The sequence below is a fragment of the Erwinia sp. TECH1 genome, assembly GCF_054057575.1.
Window position 1 is genome coordinate 750,193 of sequence record NZ_JBSRZK010000001.1, and the last position, 18,572, is coordinate 768,764.

The 18,572-nt window shown below is 49.6% G+C and carries 17 protein-coding genes and 1 pseudogene; 5 read left to right on the forward strand and 13 right to left on the reverse strand.

Features of this window, described 5'->3' with window-relative positions:
• Window positions 1-348 precede the first annotated feature (348 nt).
• From ACVWZ0_RS03370 to ACVWZ0_RS03395, 6 genes and pseudogenes are all read right to left on the reverse strand, one after another.
• Window positions 349-1,560 (reverse strand): annotated as a pseudogene (locus ACVWZ0_RS03370) (FAD-dependent oxidoreductase).
• Between the two features lie 49 nt (window positions 1,561-1,609).
• Window positions 1,610-1,975 carry a hypothetical protein gene (locus tag ACVWZ0_RS03375; protein ID WP_253455727.1) on the reverse strand — a complete coding sequence of 122 codons (366 nt, stop codon included), beginning with the start codon at window positions 1,973-1,975 and terminating at the stop codon, window positions 1,610-1,612.
• Window positions 1,976-2,129: 154 nt separating this feature from the next.
• Window positions 2,130-3,512, reverse strand: coding sequence for a DHA2 family efflux MFS transporter permease subunit (locus tag ACVWZ0_RS03380; RefSeq protein ID WP_253455724.1), 1,383 nt, complete (start codon window positions 3,510-3,512; stop codon window positions 2,130-2,132).
• Window positions 3,513-3,539: 27 nt separating this feature from the next.
• On the reverse strand, window positions 3,540-4,520 hold the full coding sequence (locus ACVWZ0_RS03385) for an aminoglycoside phosphotransferase family protein (protein WP_253455721.1): 981 nt from the start codon (window positions 4,518-4,520) through the stop codon (window positions 3,540-3,542).
• The gene (locus ACVWZ0_RS03390) at window positions 4,517-5,659 is read right to left on the reverse strand and encodes a hypothetical protein (protein ID WP_253455718.1); all 1,143 of its coding nucleotides are present in this window, start codon (window positions 5,657-5,659) and stop codon (window positions 4,517-4,519) included. The genes ACVWZ0_RS03385 and ACVWZ0_RS03390 overlap by 4 nt, the downstream gene beginning before the upstream one ends.
• A 44-nt stretch (window positions 5,660-5,703) precedes the next feature.
• Complete coding sequence (locus ACVWZ0_RS03395; RefSeq protein ID WP_253455715.1) at window positions 5,704-7,131, reverse strand: bifunctional 2-methylcitrate dehydratase/aconitate hydratase; 1,428 nt, start codon at window positions 7,129-7,131, stop codon at window positions 5,704-5,706.
• Window positions 7,132-7,676: 545 nt separating this feature from the next.
• Between ACVWZ0_RS03395 and ACVWZ0_RS03400 the strand changes: the two genes are divergently transcribed.
• The 5 genes from ACVWZ0_RS03400 (at window position 7,677) to ACVWZ0_RS03420 (ending at window position 11,659) form a co-directional block, all read left to right on the forward strand.
• Window positions 7,677-8,459, forward strand: coding sequence for an alpha/beta fold hydrolase (locus ACVWZ0_RS03400; protein WP_253455713.1), 783 nt, complete (start codon window positions 7,677-7,679; stop codon window positions 8,457-8,459).
• 62 nt (window positions 8,460-8,521) lie between these two features.
• Window positions 8,522-9,085, forward strand: coding sequence for a peptidylprolyl isomerase (locus ACVWZ0_RS03405; protein WP_253455710.1), 564 nt, complete (start codon window positions 8,522-8,524; stop codon window positions 9,083-9,085).
• 26 nt (window positions 9,086-9,111) lie between these two features.
• Window positions 9,112-9,438 (forward strand): hypothetical protein, encoded by a 327-nt coding sequence (locus ACVWZ0_RS03410; RefSeq protein ID WP_253455707.1) that lies wholly within the window; start codon window positions 9,112-9,114, stop codon window positions 9,436-9,438.
• A gap of 10 nt (window positions 9,439-9,448) precedes the next feature.
• Window positions 9,449-10,288, forward strand: coding sequence for an MBL fold metallo-hydrolase (locus tag ACVWZ0_RS03415; RefSeq protein WP_253455704.1), 840 nt, complete (start codon window positions 9,449-9,451; stop codon window positions 10,286-10,288).
• A gap of 156 nt (window positions 10,289-10,444) precedes the next feature.
• The gene (locus ACVWZ0_RS03420) at window positions 10,445-11,659 is read left to right on the forward strand and encodes an acyltransferase family protein (RefSeq protein ID WP_253455702.1); all 1,215 of its coding nucleotides are present in this window, start codon (window positions 10,445-10,447) and stop codon (window positions 11,657-11,659) included.
• A 119-nt stretch (window positions 11,660-11,778) separates the two neighbouring features.
• Here ACVWZ0_RS03420 and ACVWZ0_RS03425 read toward each other — a convergent pair whose 3' ends face one another.
• From ACVWZ0_RS03425 to ACVWZ0_RS03455, 7 genes are all read right to left on the reverse strand, one after another.
• Window positions 11,779-12,666, reverse strand: a complete 888-nt coding sequence (locus ACVWZ0_RS03425) for a LysR family transcriptional regulator (protein ID WP_253455699.1) — start codon at window positions 12,664-12,666, stop codon at window positions 11,779-11,781.
• 153 nt (window positions 12,667-12,819) lie between these two features.
• Window positions 12,820-13,398 (reverse strand): GNAT family N-acetyltransferase, encoded by a 579-nt coding sequence (locus tag ACVWZ0_RS03430; protein WP_253455696.1) that lies wholly within the window; start codon window positions 13,396-13,398, stop codon window positions 12,820-12,822.
• A complete protein-coding gene (locus ACVWZ0_RS03435; protein WP_253455693.1) occupies window positions 13,398-14,210 on the reverse strand; it encodes a sulfite exporter TauE/SafE family protein in 813 nt (270 codons plus the stop codon). Before ACVWZ0_RS03435 ends, ACVWZ0_RS03430 begins: the two co-directional genes overlap by 1 nt.
• 11 nt (window positions 14,211-14,221) lie before the next feature.
• Window positions 14,222-15,136, reverse strand: coding sequence for a TauD/TfdA family dioxygenase (locus tag ACVWZ0_RS03440; protein ID WP_253455690.1), 915 nt, complete (start codon window positions 15,134-15,136; stop codon window positions 14,222-14,224).
• Between the two features lie 712 nt (window positions 15,137-15,848).
• Complete coding sequence (locus tag ACVWZ0_RS03445; protein WP_253455687.1) at window positions 15,849-16,019, reverse strand: hypothetical protein; 171 nt, start codon at window positions 16,017-16,019, stop codon at window positions 15,849-15,851.
• 19 nt (window positions 16,020-16,038) lie between these two features.
• Window positions 16,039-16,419: a hypothetical protein gene (locus ACVWZ0_RS03450; RefSeq protein ID WP_253455684.1), complete on the reverse strand. Its 381-nt coding sequence runs from the start codon at window positions 16,417-16,419 to the stop codon at window positions 16,039-16,041.
• A gap of 1,111 nt (window positions 16,420-17,530) precedes the next feature.
• A complete protein-coding gene (locus ACVWZ0_RS03455) occupies window positions 17,531-18,571 on the reverse strand; it encodes a phage integrase (protein ID WP_253455681.1) in 1,041 nt (346 codons plus the stop codon).
• Between the last annotated feature and the right edge of the window lies 1 nt (window position 18,572).

The window sequence follows — 18,572 nt, forward strand, 5'->3', positions numbered from 1 at the left end:
AGCATGGCAATTAATTGTTCTGCTTTCTAAGGCTGCAAAGAGGGCCGTAGCGTAATAGCGGCAGCAGCGACCTTCCGGCGCCTGAGCCCGCTTTTTGCTCAGTACGCTAAACGGCCCGAAAGGGCCGTTTAGCGTACTGACAAACCTGGAACAGGGTGAATCTGGCAGCACCCCATAGACTCAAGGTGCAGGGAACACAAGCAGAGGAGGAAAGCGTCCCGCGCCATGGACGGCGTGGGTCGAGCTGTCAGGGACGACGTTTTTTGCGTCTTTCCGATCTGACCGTGTTCCCTGCACAGACTCGATCTTGCCGCTGACCTGACCAGACTTTGTCAACAATCTCGTTTTTTATTGCGGCTCTTTCGGCAGCTCGCGATAAAAGCCGATGCCAATCAGGCGGCCAAACAGGAAAGGCAAAAACTTCCGCTTGCGCAGCCACTTCTCCATGTTACCGGGCGGTTTGCGGCGCGGTTTCTGCCCTGCCTTGCTTATCATGATTTGCAGCGACTGCGTTGCCCATGTGGCGAAAATCCGGCGACGCTGCACCTTTTGCAGATCTTTGAGCGTAAGCGAACCGGCCTTTAATGGTGCAGAGAGCAGATTGGCAGCGGCAACGGCATCCTGAATCGCCAGGTTGACGCCAACGCCGCCAATCGGCGACATCGCATGGGCCGCATCGCCAATGCAGAGCAGTCCCGGCTTTGCTCACTGCTGCAGGCGATCGATACGGATCTCCAGCAGCTTTACCCGATTCCAGTCCGTTACTTCCTGTCGCAGCCGCGCGAGGGTAAAAGGCGATGCCTCCGCCAGCGTTTCCAGAAATGAAGGCAAACCGGCCTGCTGCAGCGCCTCCAGGCTCGCTTTGGGAATGGAGTAGCCGCACTGCCAGTAATCGCCGCGATCGATCATAATAAAATGCTTCTTCGGCCCGCGATGTCCCACGGACTATTCAGGATCGTCGGGCAGTTTGGCAATTTTCAACCACAGCACATCGCACGGCGCCCCAAAATTTTGTACGGCCAGGTCAGCATGTTTACGCACTGCCGAGTTACGGCCGTCGCAGCCAATCACCAGCTCGCTACGAATTTCCTGCTGCTCACCGTCAATGGTGGCTTTAACACCGCACACTTTACCCTGTGCTTCGATCAGCCCATCAACCTGCGCATTATGAATAAGCGTAAAGCCCGGCAGTTCTGCGGCCTTCGCGTTGATAAAGTTCAGGAAATCCCATTGCGGCATAAAGGCGATGTATTTGCATTGGGTAGGAAGACGGGTGAAATCCGCCATGGTGGCTTCCTGACCGTCGATCTCGCCGGAGAGCCTTTCCGCTTTCTGATGCGGCAGCGCCAGAAATTCCTCCAGAAAGCCCAGCCGCCAGATAATTTCCAGCGTAGAGGGATGAATAGTATCGCCGCGAAAATCGCGCAGAAAATCGGCATGCTTTTCCAGCACGGTGACGGGAATGCTGTTGCGGGCCAGCAGATAACCGAGCATCAGCCCGGCAGGGCCCGCGCCTGCGATACAGCAGGATGAGGGGAGTGAGGCGCGGGAAGAGGTCATGGCATTGCGTCCAAAAATAAGTATTACGTGATAATAGTTATCTTGTCGCTTACCAGGAAAGCGATTCCTTGCTGGCTTTGAGATTCTGCTTATACATCATATCCAGCGTCACATAACTGCACATATCAATTGAGCCCTTGCAGTAATCGCTGATGACCTTGTTAAGAATGGTTCGATCTTTCGCCGCGGTGAGATGTTTGAAGGCGTTAAGATTCTGCTTTTCCATCATGCGAAGCGTGGTCGGCTGGCACATATCGATGCTGCCTTCGCAGTAATCCTTCTTAACTTTGGCCTGAATATATTCAATCACTCCTTTTTTTTGCGCTTCTGAACCGTCGAAATCCATTGGATGAACAAAAGCGGCATTAGCCGCGCAGGCGGCAAAAAATAACGCGAATCCCAGAAATTTTTTCATGCTGAAAAACCTTAAAAAAAACGAACAGTTAAGATTAATCTTATTTTTACGAGATGTGAAGCCCTCTAAGTGAAGGATCGATAAGCTATTTTAATCTCCCGCTGAAGCAAGAAAAGGAGATAAAAAAGCCACCTCCTGCGAAGTGGCTCAATCGCTATCGCTGCAGGCGCAGCATGCTGGAAAGTGCCGACAGCGCCGATATCAGGCAGGCCAGTCCAAATACCCAGACGGCGAACCGCATTCCGGCCGGGTCGCTCAATCCGTTAAGCAGGGCAATGACCATCGCCACCAGCGCCGCGCCGATCGACTGGCCGGCGGTTCTCGCCGTTGATAAAACGCCAGAGGCGGTTACCGTACGGTTCGCGGCGACATTGGAAAACATCTCTTTGTTATTCGGCGGCAGGAACAGCCCATAGCCGATCCCGCAAACCGCCACCCGCCACAGGAAATCATTGACCGTGGCGGCTTCCGGCAGCAGCGCCAGCGACCCCAGGCCCAGGCAGAAAATCACCACGCCGACGGTAGAAATTTGCGCCGGATTTAAACGGTTAGAAAGTCTGCCTGCAAGCGGGGCGCAGACGGCTACGGCAATCGGCCATGGCGTAAAGATAAACGCGGCCTCCAGCACGGAATAGTGGAAGGCGTGCTGCAGAACAAACGGCAGCCCGACCAGCGCCATCCCCTGCGCCACAAACATGGAGACGGAAGAGAGCACCGCAAAGGTGTATTGCCGGGAATGGAAGATATCAAAAGGCAGCAGCGGATGTTTTGAACGCCTCTGCGCGTTAACAAAAATGGCGATCAGCACTGCCGATGCGACGCCGCACAGCACGAGCGTGCGGCTATCCCAGCGGCCGATCTGATCGACTGCGACAACCATCAGGCCTAATGCAGCGGCCGACGTTATCGCGCCTCCCCAGTCGAAGCCTTTTTCCTTCTCCGCATCCACGCCCAGAGAGACAAACGAAAACACGATGGCAAGCGCCCCCAGCGGAAGATTGATATAGAACAGCCAGGGCCACGAGAGATAAGAGATGATCAGCCCGCCCAGCGCAGGGCCAATCGCCGTTCCCACCGCAAACGCCAGCGCGTTCAGCCCCAGTATGGTGCCCAGCATGTGCGGCGGAAAGATAACCCGATAAAGTCCCAGCCCGACGCTAATCATAACGGCGTAGCTGATTCCCTGGAGCACCCGCATCGCCACCAGAACGCCAAAGGTTGGGGAGAGGCTGCAGCCCAGCGACGCCAGCGTAAACAGAATCATTCCCGCCGTGTAGAAGCGCCGCTCCCCAATCCTCGAACCCAGCGAGGCGCAAATCAACATCGCCGCCGCGCTGGCAACCTGATAGCCGTTGGTAACCCAGATAACAGAGGCTGAATCCACCTGTAAGGCTGCGGCGATTGAGGGCAGCGAGATATTAACGATGGAGCTGTCGAGCGCCGCCATGATCACACCGATTAAAATAGCCGCTGCCGCCAGATAGCGTCTCGGGGCCTCAAATCCCTGTTCCAGGGTACTGCTGCTTACCAACGACATGCCTTAACATCCTGTAGTGGGTGAAAATTATGCACAGAGACTTTCAGTTTCAACATTCGCCCCTTCGAGGTAAGCCACCAGGCCCAGCATCAGCACTTCTTCCGGGCTGGCTACCATAGGGGAGCGTGGGGCTTTCCAGAGCGTTTTACTGCCGTTGATGCGGATACTTCTCAGGAAGCAGTAGGTGGTGAGCACGTAGAACCGATTCCGCATGCTTTCGCCCATCAGCGGCAGCAGCCCGGCAATGCCTCCCAGCTCCGGGATGGCACCGAGAATGTTGCCGTAGTCGGGCTTCGCCAGCACGAACATCAACGCGTCAGCCATCGGCACCACTTTCACCGCATCCTTCACTTCGGCGGCAAGTTCGTGCCAAAAAGAAAAGGCAAATCGGGAGAAACCGAAAAGCGGATCGAGTCCCCGCACTGAAAAATCGGGATCGATAAAGCGGGTCTGCGCCTGTTCCTCGTTGTAAAGCACGTTGCCAAAGTGAAAATTGAAGTGGGCTTTTTCCACCGATCTGAATTTTTCCGTTCGCGCCAGCTCCAGCGACTTTTCGACGATCTCGCGGGCGGTTCGGTTGCACCTCGCCCCGTTAAGCAGAATCGGCTTATCGAACAGGTCATGGGCGAAACGCGCGCCTTCCCACTCTTCCCGTAGCCTGGCCGGCATATCGTCGAACGTCGCCAGCTGATTATCCAGCTCCATGCCGATGGCTCGCTGAACGTTTTCCAGCGCGTTGATAACAATTGTTCTGCGTTCAGCCAGCGGGCGCCCGTCGTCAAACACGATTTTCGACAGCGGAAGGGCGTCGATCTTTTCCAGAATATAGAACTGCCGTCCGGCGGCCAGCCCGTCGTGCAATACCGGAACCATCAAATCCGGGTAAATATCGTGCAGCGCGCGTATCTGATCGACTTCAGCTTTTAGTTTGCCGTTAAACGTGGCGGAGCTGGCCGTCTTAACGACAAGGCCTGAACTCAACAGATCGACCGTGTGGGAGCGTGTCATTTTTCAATCCCCTGGAAAGTGGCGACGGGCAGGCCAAGCGCGACGCTGCGCGCGACGGAGCGAACGACTGCGCTATAGCCAACCGTATTGTTTACAAATGACTGAACGATAATCTCACTTAAATTCTGCTCTGCCAGCCAGGCCGGACGCAGGATAAGTAGGTGATTCTTGTCGGAAAGGATGGTGGAGCAGCGGCGCTCCCAGGCATAGGCACGGCTGCCCAAAGGCGTCTGGGATGCTCTGACGACGTGCGGATGCGTTTCACTCACGCGCTCGATCGCCGTCTTGATAAGATCGAGACTTAACGCGCCGCTGTCCCGGACGATAAAACGGTTAATCTGATAGCCAGGCGCGTGGACGGGCGCGCGTAGTGAAACGGTATTCACCAGCGGCGCCCAGGGCATAACTTTCTCCTGACTCATGGCGATTTGCGAGAAGCTGGGACGCAGATTGTCGCGTGCGTCCTGCATGCGCCCTTCAAAAGATCGCGTGCCGAGCACGCCGTTAGGCGTATCGGGATGCACAATATCGGTTTCTACCGAAATAATATGCGAGGCATTGCAATGAACGGCTTTCAGCGCCTCGGTCACGACACGTAGCGAGGCATGCATGCCGTTCGTCTGGCAGGAGCCGAGGCAGTACATCCCGGAATCAACCACCCGGCGCTGAATGGTGCCGATCTCATCGCTGGTCAGATCCTCCAGGCAGCCATAAATGCTCGGCAGCTCGTTTGCCTCTGCAACGCCCAGCACCACGTCGGCGAGCTCCAGCATATTACGGGCAACCGGGCTGTTTCTGTCCATATCCAGCTTGCTGGTGGCGATAAAACCGATGTCGAAGCGGCCGCTTTGCGGCGGAAGCTCTTCGGCTAAATTGCCAAAGAAGAAGTGAACTTCGCGACCTTCGATGTTGAGCGTATTGTCGCTAATAATCTCAATACGCGATTGCATGCCGGGTTGCGCCATCGCCAGGCGGGCAATGATGCCGTCAATCGGGCGCAGGTCCGGATAATGCTTATCTAAAGACGGCGGATTGGTCACCACGGTTTGAATAGCGAAGCCATCTTTTGCCGGATCGTTTTGAATCAGCAGGTTTGCGCCGATCTCCGCGCCGCAGCCAACCAGTATTGCTTTTTTCACTTCATCACCTCGAAATAAATTAACGGATGTTGTTTTTATGGGATCTATAGCCATGAGAACATCTTCAGGAAGTCGGTAACGGGCATCGCATCCAGCTTTGATTCAGAAATCAGGGTGTCGGCCAGAACCGACGCACGGTTGCGCAGCGGGCTGTCTGAAAGATTCAGATGGAATTTGGCCAGCAGCGCATCGAAACACTCTCCACGACGACGTACATGGCCGCGCGGATAGTGGATGGTTTCAGCGATCTCTTCCGTCATGCCGCGACACTTCAGGTAAAGCGCATTGGGAATGGCGCGTTTTTCCGGGTCGTAGTAGCTCTCGGTAAAAGCAGGCCGCTCGGTGCAGGTAATTTTCATGCGTAGTGCATCCAGCTGCGGATCGGCGGCGAGCGGTTCGTGAAAATCCTGTACGGTGAGATTTCCGGTCTGCAGCCCAACCGCAATCATGTACTGAAGGCAGTGATCGCGATCGGCGGCGTTTTTAAGCGGCCCTGACTTATCAATAATCTGCATGGCCGGTCGCGTCGTTTCCACGCGGACATATTCAATGCTTTCGGGCGAGAATCCGGCGGCGACTATCCGCTCGCGCAGGTTAATCGCCGCCTCCACTGCGGTCTGCGCATGGTATTCCGCAGGATTGGGAACCTTGAACAGGATATTTTTGATAACAAAGTCGGAGAGGCCGCGTGACAAATTAAAGGGCTTTCCGCGTAAAACCGCATCATCAAATCCCCAACGGCTGGCGGTAAGCGCGGAGGGATAGCCCATTTCGCCGGTCTGAGCGAACAGCGCCAGCTGAAGCCCGCGTGCTGTCGCGTCACCCGCCGCCCAGGATTTACGCGTGCCTGCATTGGGCGCATGCCGGTAGGTTCTGAGAGAATGGCCATCGATAATGGCGTTGGAAAGGGCGCTTAGCGCCTGCGCTTTTGACAGGCCAAGCAGCTGAGCTGAGGCGATCGCCGAGGCCAGCTTGACCAGCACAACATGATCGATGCCCAGCGCGTTAAAGCAGTTAGACAGGCAGAGCACGCCATGGATCTCGTAGGCGCGAATCAGCGTATTTAATACGGCTGCCATATCGGGTTCCTGCTGGCTACCGTCTGTCAGGCTATGCCATGCTGCGGCGGCCAGGATTGCGCCCAGGTTATCGGAGGGATGTCCCCACTCCTGCGCCAGCCAGGTATCGTTATACTCAAGCCAGCGGATCATCGACCCGATTTGAAAGGCAGCCTCAATCGGTCCCAGCTTCAGGGCGGTCCCCATCACCGGAACACCCTCGCTGCTCTTACTGAACTGTGCGCTGCGCATCAGTTTTAAGCAGTCGTCATCGCTGGAGGCGGCAATCGCGCAGCCGACGGAATCCAGCAGACAGAAACGCGCCAGGCGCAAAGTCTCATCATCAAAGGTTGACTGCTCATAGGCATAATCAACCAGTTCAACCATTATTTTATCAAATTCGGCCTGCGCCATAATTTATCCCATACGCTAAAACAGATTTAAAGGAAATCAGCAACGGCGATCCGCTACGGCTATATGCAGAGAATTAAAATAAAGCATTAACCTGTGAGTTATCGCCGGGTCTTGTTCGCCAGATGTTATTTTTCACGTCAGGTAAACGCCAGCGAATAAAATCGAGATCTTCATCGAAAATATGAATATTCTGGCGATATTCTGAAAATGGAAGATGGCTAATGAGATGGGCAGCATTACGAAAAAAATCGGGAGATCGGGCTGAATATTTTTTGATTACTTATATTATCCTGGCAGGAGAAGCTATCCGTTTGGTGCTGTTTAACATCAGCGTCGGTGCGAATTTTCGGGGCGACTCAATAATTTCGATAGCGGTATCGAAATTATCCATTAGGGCAAACGGCCGGATTACCCTATTAATAAGAGCGGCAGCATAGTCCTGCAGCTCAAAAAAATTCACGGATTCCATAAGTAAATATTGCAAATTCAAATAGTGCAAGCGATGGAACCGAAGAGAAAGAAAAAATAAAAATGGGGAGTATTGAATGTTTATTCGGCCGCTTAAAATAACTCAGCATGTAGACGTGCAGGGGCCAGAAAATGCGAAAACGTTGGTACTTCTTCATTCGCTGGGCACGGATTTGCACCTGTGGGATTTGCAAATGCCGCGTTTAACCGAACGCTATCGCGTGGTGCGGCTGGATATTCGAGGCCACGGTTTAAGCGCAATCGACGCGCTGCCATTCTCCATGGCCGATTTGGCCGACGATGTCATCGCCGCGCTGGACCATCTGCACATCACTGAGTTTTCGGTTGCGGGAGTGTCAATTGGTGGAACCATCGCGCAGTGGATCGGATTCAAGATACCTGAGCGTGTACAGGGACTGGTGATTGTCGATACCTCGCTGGTCAATGCCGCTCCGCCTTCACTTTGGCGAGCCAGAGCGGAAGATGTTTTTCACCACGGTGTTGAACATCTTGAAACGGGTATTTTGGGTAAATGGGTCACGCCGAAGTTTATCGACTCGCCCTACGCAGACGGCATGAAGCAGATGCTGCGCCGCACCACGGTTGAAGCCTTCGCCGGCTGTTCTTATGCCATCGCCGATACCGATCTGACCAATATGACTTTTCCACGCGTCAGGGCGGTAGTGGTGAGAGGTGCGGACGATCTGCTCACGCCGCCAGATTATGCGCGACGCCTGGCTGAAAAATGGCACGCAGAGCTGCACACCATACCTGGGGCGGCACACCTGCCCAATTTTGAGCAGCCTGATGCCCTTACGAATGAAATTCTCTCGTTTATTGGTGCCGATAAGCCATCCTGAGGCAGGTTCGGGCTGAGCAAACTATGCCCGGCAAGATCCGGCCGCGCAACTGGAGTAACACTATGAATCGTCGGAAGTTCATTGGCGGTAGCCTGGGCCTGTGTGCCGGGGCGCTGATATTGCCCGGCATGATTAACCGGGCAAATAACCGTCATGATCTCATTGAAATGAAGCTGCACAGTGGAACGGTAACCATAAGCCTGTTTCCCGAGCTGGCTCCTAATCACGTGGATCGCATTAAAACTCTGGTGCAGGCCAGATTCTATGACGGCATGCCGTTCGCGCGAGTTATTGAAGGCTTTATGGCACAAACGGGAGATCCGGTAAAAGAGACTGGCCTGGATTATTTAAGGCTACCGAAACTGGCGGCAGAATTTAACAGCCTGCCGTTTGAACGCGGCACTCTCGGCATGGCCCGATCCAGACATCCGCACAGTGCCAGCCATCAGTTTTTTATCACATCCGCCCGCTCGCGCTTTATGGATCAAAATTACACCGCTTTTGGCAAAGTGACGCGCGGAATGGAACTGATCGATGGGCTTCGCCGTGGATGTTCTGAACTCGGTACGGTGGTCAATCCTGACGTTATAAAAAGCATGAGATTAATCCCACTGAAAGCAGCGTAAATATCCATTCGCAGGAGCGAGGTAAAATGCCCAGTATTACCCTTTATACATCCGCGGCCCATCGCATTAACCACGATGCCTTTGCGGAATTTTCAGCCTCGTTAACTCATATTGCTATGAAGGTATTAAAGGCAAAAGAAAACAATATTCATATTAGTTACCTTACGGCCGAAATAGGTTTTGGTACGCCGGTATACTTTGAAGCAAAGCTAAGGCAGGAAACATTTCGTACCGCGCCGGTACTGGAAGAATTTTTGCATCAGGTTGATGAATTAATTAGGGAGAAAATGGGGGTCGTTGCGAGGATCCGCTGTTTCTCTTATGACGAAAATAACATCTGTGTAAAAAACTAAGGAACAGGCTATGAGTACACTATTTCCCACCCTCGAACTCGGTGATATGTCGATTACTGCGGTGAGCGACGGCTATCTGCAGGTTGACTTTGGCATGCTGGCTAACGTCAACGCAGCAGAGTGCGAAAACATTCAGAATGGCGCACGGGTAAACGGGCTTAACGATGTGCATATCAATACTTTCCTGGTGCGCCGCCAGGGCAAAAATATTCTTATCGATAGCGGAGCCGGCGGCATTAAGGGCTGGGGAGGCGGGCTGGTGGCTAACCTGGCAAAAATGGGGCTGGAGCCGGGAAATATCGACGCGGTGCTGCTGACACATGCGCATCCCGATCATATCGGTGGCCTGCTCAATGCGGAAGGTGAAGCGGTCTTCAGCAATGCCGAACTGGTGATCAATAATGAGGAATATCGCTATCTGGAGGATGACAAAAATTTTGCGGCGGTCGCCGATCGGGTTAAGGGGAATTTCCTGCTGGCGCGCAGCATATTTGAAAAGTATCAGCAGAATTTTCGCCCGTTCGATAAAGGTGAGGTACTGCCCGGTATTTTTGCCATGCCGCTGAAAGGCCACACGCCGGGCCATACGGGCTACAGAATTGAAGGCAGTCAGGAGAGCCTGCTGATTTGGGGCGATATTGTACATTTTCCGCACATTCAATTGCAGAAACCGGAAGTGACGATCGCCTTTGATTACGACGCTCAGATGGCGGCAGAAACTCGTTCTCGCGTGCTCGATATGGTCAGCTCCGATCGCGTTCTTATTGGCGGCATGCATTTCGGAGAATACGGCTTTGGCCATATTGAAAAGGGCAATTCAGGATACGGAGTCGTCAATATTAAAAAATAAAAAAACGTAATGAGCTTCATGCTCTGAAAATAATTGTTTTATCGAATGGCAAGGCAGTATTTATTCAGGCTGCTTTGTCATCGCTGCTTTTTTCTGCATATCGCTATCTTTCAGAATATATTTTGGTATCTCAATACTATCCTTATAGGGAATATAATGAATTCTGCGCTTAATAGAGAAACAGGTGTTAATGCCGCTTGCGGCGAGGTGAATCATTTTAATGACGGTCAATCGCTGGGCCCAGGAGAACTTCCCAGGCTGCCTAAACTTCCCTCATTAACAGGGAGCAGATTCTGGGCCGCCTTTTTAGTTTTTTTATTTCATTCATCGTTGCCAAGCGATCTGGCGCCGTTTGCTGATGCCAACATCCAGCACATCTTTACGGTGATGGTAGGGAAAGCGGGCTGGCTCGGCGTTTCCTACTTCTTCATACTCAGCGGCTTTATCATGGTATGGTCAGCGAAAAATAACGATACGCCTGGCGATTTCTATCTGCGTCGTTTTGCCAAGATCTATCCTACCCACTGCCTCACCTGGGTGATGGCGTTTATTATTGGCGCGACCAGCCTTTATCAATATAAGCTGTGGTCCGTGAACCTGCTGCTGCTGAATACCTGGTTTGATGATGTACATTATTTCTTTGTGGGCAACCGCCCCAGCTGGTCACTGTGCATCGAAGCGATGTTTTACCTCTCCTTTCCTTTCCTCTTCAGGGTCATGAAAGCGATACCGGCAAAATTTGACCTGCCCGGATTAATCGCCGTTACTGCTGCCTCCCTGCTGGTGCAGACCGGCATTTATCTCTGGGTTGAGCCGAACCACATGATGGGCGCATTTCCGATTTCGCAGCAGCATTTTTGGGTGTCATATATTTTTCCCCCGGCGCGTATATTTGAGTTTCTCGCCGGTATGTTTGCCGCCAGGTTGTTGATTAACGGTCGGGCACTGGTGCTGAGTAAAACGGCCTCGCTTGCCATTCTGGCGGCGACTTACGTCGGCTCAATGTATATTCCCTACCAGTTCAGCATGAGCGTGGTATTCATCATTCCTGTTTGCCTGTTGATTATCTCTATGGCTGGCGATGATTTGAAAACCAGAAAGACCGTGCTGAATAATCAGACCTCGGTATGGCTGGGAGAAATATCCTATGCGTTCTATATGGTTCACTTTTTAGTACTGTTCTATTTTTTAAACCTTACGGCGGGAAGAAAATTCAGCCTGCCGGAAGGTATCGCGCTGATCGCCGTTGCGCTGGTGCTCTCCGTTTCGCTGGCGTCATTTATGTACAAGTATTTTGAAGTGCCAGTGATGAAATTGATTCTGGAAAAGTGCCGAACCAAGGCGCTGGTCATTGTGCGTAAGCCTTCATAACTTAAGGCAACGGGATCAACAAACAGCTCGGTTATTCAGGTTGAGAGCATGTAGCAGATTACGGACTTCCTGCTGGCTCAGCAGGAAGTCCGTATGCGCTTTGGCGGAAAGGCTAGGTCTTAATGACCGGGATTGTGCAGACGGGGATCCTGAAAAACGGATGTCATCACGCTTCTGAATTTCGTGCTGTCCAGGTTAGCGCAATCGGCACGGTAAACGAGCTCGATTCTGAAGTCGTTAAACTGGCCGGAGAGCTCATGGATTTTAATTTTGTTCTGTACCTCGCTGCTGATTGAACAGCGCAATACCAGAGAGACGCCTTTACCCGCAGCAACGCTTGAAAACAGCACGGGATAAGAGCCGCACTCGACAATTCGTCTTGGGGTGATACGGCCTTCTTTGAACAAAGTGGTATAGTTGCGGGTCGAGGTTGCACACTTTTTGCTGCTAAGCATAAAAACTTCGTCATCCAGCGTGGAGATATCCGTGATGGTCGGAAAATCCTTTTCTGTAATGATGACCAGCTCGCTGGATAGCAAAGTCGACCGCGTATGCTGCGCATTAGAGAAACCGGCACCAATGATTACTGCATCATATTCATTCTGATCGAAAGCGTTGAGCAGGCTGATAGTATTGCCAATCGACACATCGATGTTCCAGCCCAGATCGTAACCTGAGTCGATCATTGAACTGATCACCCACGCGGGCAGGCATTCGATTATGCCAATACGCATGTTCACCTGGCTGCTTCTGGAGTGGAAGATGTTGCTTTTACAGTCATCCGCGAGGTTCAGTATTTTAACTGCATAGTCGTAGAGTATCTGGCCTTGCGCCGTCAGCGAACAGCCATCGCTTTTCCGGTCGAGCAGGGTGACATCCAGATTATCTTCAAGGCTTCTGATTCGGTGTGAAATGCTCGACTGCACGCGATTCAGACGCTCGGCGGCCTGAGTAATATTTCCTGTCTCCACAACCGTTACGAACGCAAGAAGTTCATTTAACTTCATTTAATACCCCATGCTAAAAACCAAACCATCGGCACAAAACAATTTATAAGGTTTATTAATAAATTTGTCACTTTCTTTTGCTTCTGTGGCCGTACGGACAATTCACTTTCAGACTAAAGCCCTGACGTCGCCAGGGCCGGGTTGAAAAGCTTTTTACTCTGCGGTGTTAATGGCCAGCATATAATATTTATTGCTGTTGAATTCGAAGAAGCCTAAGTCTTCGAAATTATTCCTGTGGTGGAAAGCGTAAGAGCGAGGATTAAGCACATTAACAAAAGTCACGGTGTGCTTATAACGAGAGGCAAAAACCTTACGCTGATGGGCCAGCAATTTCTCGCCAATTCCCTGGCTTCTGTAGGCAACATCAATACAAACAGGCCCGTACTGATAGGAAGTATCGGCGGAAAGCGCCTCGCCATTGAACGAATAATCTTTAAGAATGCTCGCCATATAATCGAACATCGGCCAGGGTTTTAAAAAAAACCATGATGCCCCTAATAACAGGCCAACGACTTTTTTCTCTTTTTCATCGTAAGCAATGGTCACGCCGTTCTCTCTATCGCTTAAATCCTGTAGCTGCTGCTCGGTCATATCGGTAGTAACAAAGCCGTTCTCACGCTGGTCGCTATTCAGATTCTTAACGTGATGCCGCTCCAGCAGCTGTTTAACTCCGGCGATATCATCGTGGGTTGCCAAACGGTAAGTGATATTTTCAGCACAATTTTTCATCATTAAAAACCCGTAAAATATTTAACCAGTAAAGTAATCATCATCACGCCAACGGAAACAAAAAGAACTTTTCTTATTATTTCACCGTTAGTGCGTATCGCGTGCAGGCTGCCAATATGATTGCCCAGCAGACTGGCAACGATCATTGGAATGCCGATAAGATAAGCCATTTTTCCGGCAATGGCGAAAGCCACAAACGCGCCGATATTTGAAGAGAAATTGAATATTTTACTGGTAGCAGAGGCCTGTAAAAGCCCAAACTTATTAATTACCGTCAACGCAATAATAAACAGGCTCCCCGTGCCCGGCCCGAAGAAACCATCATAAAAACCCACGGTAAAGCAAACCAGGAACACGGCCAGAAACGAGGCATTACCTGCAGATTGCGCCGTGGTTTTTACCCTGCCTTTGATGGTGGCGGCCAGTAAGCCGACAGGCAGCAACGCAACGATAACCAGAGATAGCGCCTCAGCAGGTAATAAAAGTATTACCCGGGCACCAACATAGGCGCCAACGAGCGCAGATATCAGACCGGCTGGTACGACACTCCATATTACTGACTTGTTTTTAATAAAGTTTTTTATTGCTGCAATGGTGCCTATGGTACTGACTAATTTTTCCTGACCGAGCGCGAGCTGCGGAGGAAGCCCGGTTAAAATAAAGGCAGGAATAAGAATCAGACCCGCTCCACCGGCAATGGCATCAATATAACCAGCGACAAAAGAGGCTGCGACCAGCAGAATTAAGCCAATAAAAAAATAGTGGGCAATGAGGCTTCCCTCAATAAAAAATGAGGAATTAAATAATTCAGGCATACTTCTTTCCGTTAAATAGTGCGTAAGTGATGAAGGCAGTTTGCAGCGTCAAGCAGCTGACTGTTAAGCGGACGATTGAGTAAACCAAAGACCCGCAGCAGCCATCTGTCCGTGCCGTCAAAACGTGGCTGAAATGCATTTCGGGTATGCATGGTTCTCTGGTTTAAAAAAGTAATGGCATCGCCGGGATTGAGCGGCGCATCAAACCACAGGCTTCGGTCCAGAGTGAGTTCACGCATAATTTTCAGCGCGTTTTCTGCTTCAGGATTCATGCCGCTGGTATTGTGCCAGTCGAAGCGCGAGTACCATACGCCGCTCTCTGCTACAAGAACAGGGACGCCTTCTACAGAAGCATTTCCTTCAAAGCTTGCCGGCCTGTCGACTTTAAAAAACGGCTGCGTCAGAATAAATTTTGTTTCTTCAGACAGAAGGGCGATGACTGAATCCAGCTTCAGTAAACTGGTCCTGACATTATCTTCTCTTCGTAAACAAAGAAGCGTCAGCGTATCGGGACAATTACCTAAGGTTGAAAACGGCGTTTCTCCGGTAATCGGCAGATCGGGATTATCGACGTGCGGATAAAAATCATACTTTCCTCCCTGAGAACTGATTTTATCTTCTGCTTTCATCATCGGACAGACGTGGCGGATTAAATGGCCGTTATTCTCACCCTGATAGACTACGGGCCACAGGCCAGCCTCGAAATGCGCCGATAATAAAGCCCCGTGTAAATCTGAATTTTTACTTTCAACAAGATCTGCATCTGATGGAAAAAGAGGCGTTTTGGTAAGCTCGTCTGCCCTGAATTGCGGCAAAGACCATAATACAAAACACTCTCTTTTTAACCCGGTGGTAAATTCCACGGTACTCATCGGCAGTGCATCACGTATCCTGCCCGCTTTTGTTAAAATTAGTCCATTCTTCATTATTTGAACTGCCAACCTTTCAATAGAAATAGCTCTGATTCAACTAAGATAAAATGCTGATTTGAAGGTGGATATATATTTAACATATGATTAACGTGCGGCAAATGCATAAATAACGTTTATATAAAAATTGGTTTATTTACATTTAACTACGTTTCTTTACAGTCGAAAGTTCTTGCAGAAGGTGCGCTAACAAATTTTTGTTCCGACGTTATGAGAAGGTTTCTGAGGCGCTTTAGCAGCGGGGAAACCCGTATTTGAGATGCTTGTAATGGTGGAGTAGGGCCAGCGATTAGTGGAGTCTTTCGGGGTGTGAGTTTTTTACAGGGCTGTTCCCCACAACAAAATTATTCATCTTTCCGGGGCGGCGTTTTCATGGTGGCAGTGCTCAGCTTTACTAGGCTGTTTCTGCGGTCGGGCAGCCGGTTGCTAATCAAGCTGAGAGTTGAAAAAAGGAGCTACCCGTCTGCTGTATTACACATCTTGTTTCACCGATGAATATAACGATGTTTGCCAGCATCAAAAGGCTGAGGATCTACTTTTCAGGAATGGTGTTATACGCCTTATTAAACATGATGATATTTTCTATGAGCGCATAATACAGCATCTTATAATAATTTTAATAACTGCCCTTACAAGCTAACTTTTAGGGGGCTGGGTATTATTAATACCATTTATTATACCTGACATATACCAAAGAAACGATAATTACCTATAATAAAATAAGAGGTGCGGCATAGCCAGGGATGAAACGTATAAAAACATACACGCCTGCCACAATGATTGCGGCAGGTACCAAATAAAAAATTACTGAAGTAGCCATAATAATGCGCGCTTCATTTGCGTAAAATCTCATACAGCGCATCTGCAATTTTTTCTTCATTGTTATCTTCAGAGTTTACCTAATAGATTATTTCAGATGTTTGGGATTCAATAAGAAAATAAAGCATTTCAATGTTTTCTTTACATAGCGCTTGATAATATGAAGGGTTCTGGAACTTTAGCCTGTTTGCGGCTGATGCAGCTACTTGCGCTTTTGCATAAAGTGTCGCGGCATTCACAAACCACGTTGAAAAAGAATTAACAATTCTTATATGATTTTCTTTGAATTCGGCACTATTAAGTACCAGGTTAGCAATTGTGAAGGACAGAACCAATTTGCTGGCTTTGGTTGATGCATGCTCTGCTGCTTTACCTAACAAATTTTGGATATGAGATGCAAGTTTATAGCTTTTTTCATCTCCAGGTCTTGCTAATGTTTTGCGGAAGTAAATTTCAACCATATCCAGAGCTATATTGTTTCTTCTATATATCTCACTTAAAGAAAAGACTAACCGTTTATCTTCTCTGAATGTATCGCGGCATGAACTACGATAATATTAATTTGGAACAAGGCAAGATCCATAATTAATAATACGCAGCTCACCCAGCTTTATCTTTTCGATAGTAGACATATAATCATCATTGAGGTCATTTAGAGAGTTTGTTAATGCAATAGCTAATTTCTTATTGGCCTGCATCTTCAATTGCAAATAGGTTTGTGATCTACCTTAGATCCTTGTTGTGTTATTCGCCCAATTTTTGATCATATTCACCAACAAGAGCAAGAAAGAAGATGGGAAAAACAAAAAAATTGCTGATTTATGTCTCGACTGTTATTATTTTATTTTTAATTATACCGGAGGTCATTCTTCGTGTATTAACGCCTGAGCAGCTCGCGAGGATGAGTGATTTTACGAGCTTAGGGGGAGCGATGAACCCCTTACTCTCGCTAATAATTTTCCTGGGCCTTTTTTCCGTCGTCTTGGCTTTTCTCACTGTCTCCGCTGTGAGCAAAATCTATCGATCATGGTCACGCCCTGAGAGCAAGTGAAGCATGCATTACCGATAATCACCTTCATCAAAGTTATGCATGCATTGAGTGCATTATTATACATGCATTACTTCCTCTCATTTTTGATATTGCCGACCTGTATTAGCACCGTTTTAATGGCTCGATATGGCTGTATGAAAAATTGATTTACAAAACGGACAGGCGTGACGGGGAGAGCGTTTGCCCGGCCAGACGGAAAGGTGTCGATTTTTTAGTACAATGACAGACAAAGCATGATTGCTCTGATGAAGGGCTCGTGAAAGCGGGATTTTTTGTCGCTAATTTCAGAGGAATGAAAAATACATCGCCATTTCATCGCCACTCAAAAAACACAAACAAAAAAGCCACCCATAAAGGGTGGCTTAACTGCATGATTTTCATCATTAAATCTGGTGGCCCCTGCTGGACTTGAACCAGCGACCAAGCGATTATGAGAACTATCAGACGCTATATAAAAACAATTACTTACCTTAAAATCAATAAGTTATGAAGTTAATATAAGGCAATATAGGGCAATAAACCTAATCTTCAGCGACACTTTTGCGACACATTTCCAAAGGATTGAGCTTAACGGCATCTTCAAAGTGATCGGGCGCAAAATGCGCATAACGCATCGTCATTTTGATATCGGTATGGCCAAGTATCCGCTGCAGTACCAAAATGTTACCGCCATTCATCATAAAGTGACTGGCGAAGGTATGACGCAGCACGTGCGTCATTTGACCATCAGGCAGCTCGATTCCGGCTCGATCCAACGCTGAACGGAACGCGTAATAGCAAGGTGTAAAAAGCGCGCCGTTCTTCTTAGGCAATTCTTTGGCCAAAGCTGGGGAAATGGGAATTGTGCGATTCTTTTTCCCTTTGGTTTTGACAAAGGTAATACGCTGTCCTGAAACCTGCGAACGTTTCAGACCTTCCGCTTCACTCCATCGCGCGCCGGTTGCGAGGCATAGCTTAACGATCATCAGCAGGTCTTTAGCTGAACTGGCTTCGCATGAGTTTAACAACAGTGCGATTTGCTCTGCGGTCAGGTAAGCCATTTCGCTTTCGTCGATACGGAAATGGCGGACGTTCTCGAGAGGATTTGGTAACGTCCATTCGCCTAACCTTTTAAGTTCATTAAATACGGCAAGAAAATAAGCCAGTTCCAGATTCAAAGTGCGCGGCGCGACCTTACTTATTCGCTTAGTGCGAGCGAAATGACCTTCAAGCCGTTTAGCTCGATAGGAAGTGAAAAGCTGTGCATTGAATTCTGCTGCAAGCGGAAAGCCCATACATTCACACGCCCATGTCATAGCGGCCTTACGCTTTTCGCCATCCTTGAGCGTAATACCGTGACGGCTGAACCAAAGTTCTACCAGGTCAGTTAAGCGGCGTGTTTCTTTCGCTTCACCCAACCAAGGAGCCGCTTCTATTTTCTCAAGCGTATAGCTTTCAAACGCCAGGGCTTCGCCTTTGGTCGCAAACTTCTTGCGGACGCGCTTACCTTCTTTTCCGCTGCTTCGGTCAATAGTGTAGAAATCAGCGATCCACTGACCAGTGGGGAGCTTTCTGACTGGCATA

Bases quoted from the DNA above. Each gene is read 5' to 3' on its own strand.
- ACVWZ0_RS03375 (WP_253455727.1), bottom strand. From the start codon at position 1,975: ATGAAAAAATTTCTGGGATTCGCGTTATTTTTTGCCGCCTGCGCGGCT.
- ACVWZ0_RS03380 (WP_253455724.1), bottom strand. From the start codon at position 3,512: ATGTCGTTGGTAAGCAGCAGTACCCTGGAACAGGGATTTGAGGCCCCG.
- ACVWZ0_RS03385 (WP_253455721.1), bottom strand. From the start codon at position 4,520: ATGACACGCTCCCACACGGTCGATCTGTTGAGTTCAGGCCTTGTCGTT.
- ACVWZ0_RS03395 (WP_253455715.1), bottom strand. From the start codon at position 7,131: ATGGCGCAGGCCGAATTTGATAAAATAATGGTTGAACTGGTTGATTAT.
- ACVWZ0_RS03400 (WP_253455713.1), top strand. From the start codon at position 7,677: ATGTTTATTCGGCCGCTTAAAATAACTCAGCATGTAGACGTGCAGGGG.
- ACVWZ0_RS03405 (WP_253455710.1), top strand. From the start codon at position 8,522: ATGAATCGTCGGAAGTTCATTGGCGGTAGCCTGGGCCTGTGTGCCGGG.
- ACVWZ0_RS03410 (WP_253455707.1), top strand. From the start codon at position 9,112: ATGCCCAGTATTACCCTTTATACATCCGCGGCCCATCGCATTAACCAC.
- ACVWZ0_RS03415 (WP_253455704.1), top strand. From the start codon at position 9,449: ATGAGTACACTATTTCCCACCCTCGAACTCGGTGATATGTCGATTACT.
- ACVWZ0_RS03420 (WP_253455702.1), top strand. From the start codon at position 10,445: ATGAATTCTGCGCTTAATAGAGAAACAGGTGTTAATGCCGCTTGCGGC.
- ACVWZ0_RS03425 (WP_253455699.1), bottom strand. From the start codon at position 12,666: ATGAAGTTAAATGAACTTCTTGCGTTCGTAACGGTTGTGGAGACAGGA.
- ACVWZ0_RS03430 (WP_253455696.1), bottom strand. From the start codon at position 13,398: ATGATGAAAAATTGTGCTGAAAATATCACTTACCGTTTGGCAACCCAC.
- ACVWZ0_RS03435 (WP_253455693.1), bottom strand. From the start codon at position 14,210: ATGCCTGAATTATTTAATTCCTCATTTTTTATTGAGGGAAGCCTCATT.
- ACVWZ0_RS03440 (WP_253455690.1), bottom strand. From the start codon at position 15,136: ATGAAGAATGGACTAATTTTAACAAAAGCGGGCAGGATACGTGATGCA.
- ACVWZ0_RS03445 (WP_253455687.1), bottom strand. From the start codon at position 16,019: ATGAAGAAAAAATTGCAGATGCGCTGTATGAGATTTTACGCAAATGAA.
- ACVWZ0_RS03450 (WP_253455684.1), bottom strand. From the start codon at position 16,419: ATGGTTGAAATTTACTTCCGCAAAACATTAGCAAGACCTGGAGATGAA.
- ACVWZ0_RS03455 (WP_253455681.1), bottom strand. From the start codon at position 18,571: ATGCCAGTCAGAAAGCTCCCCACTGGTCAGTGGATCGCTGATTTCTAC.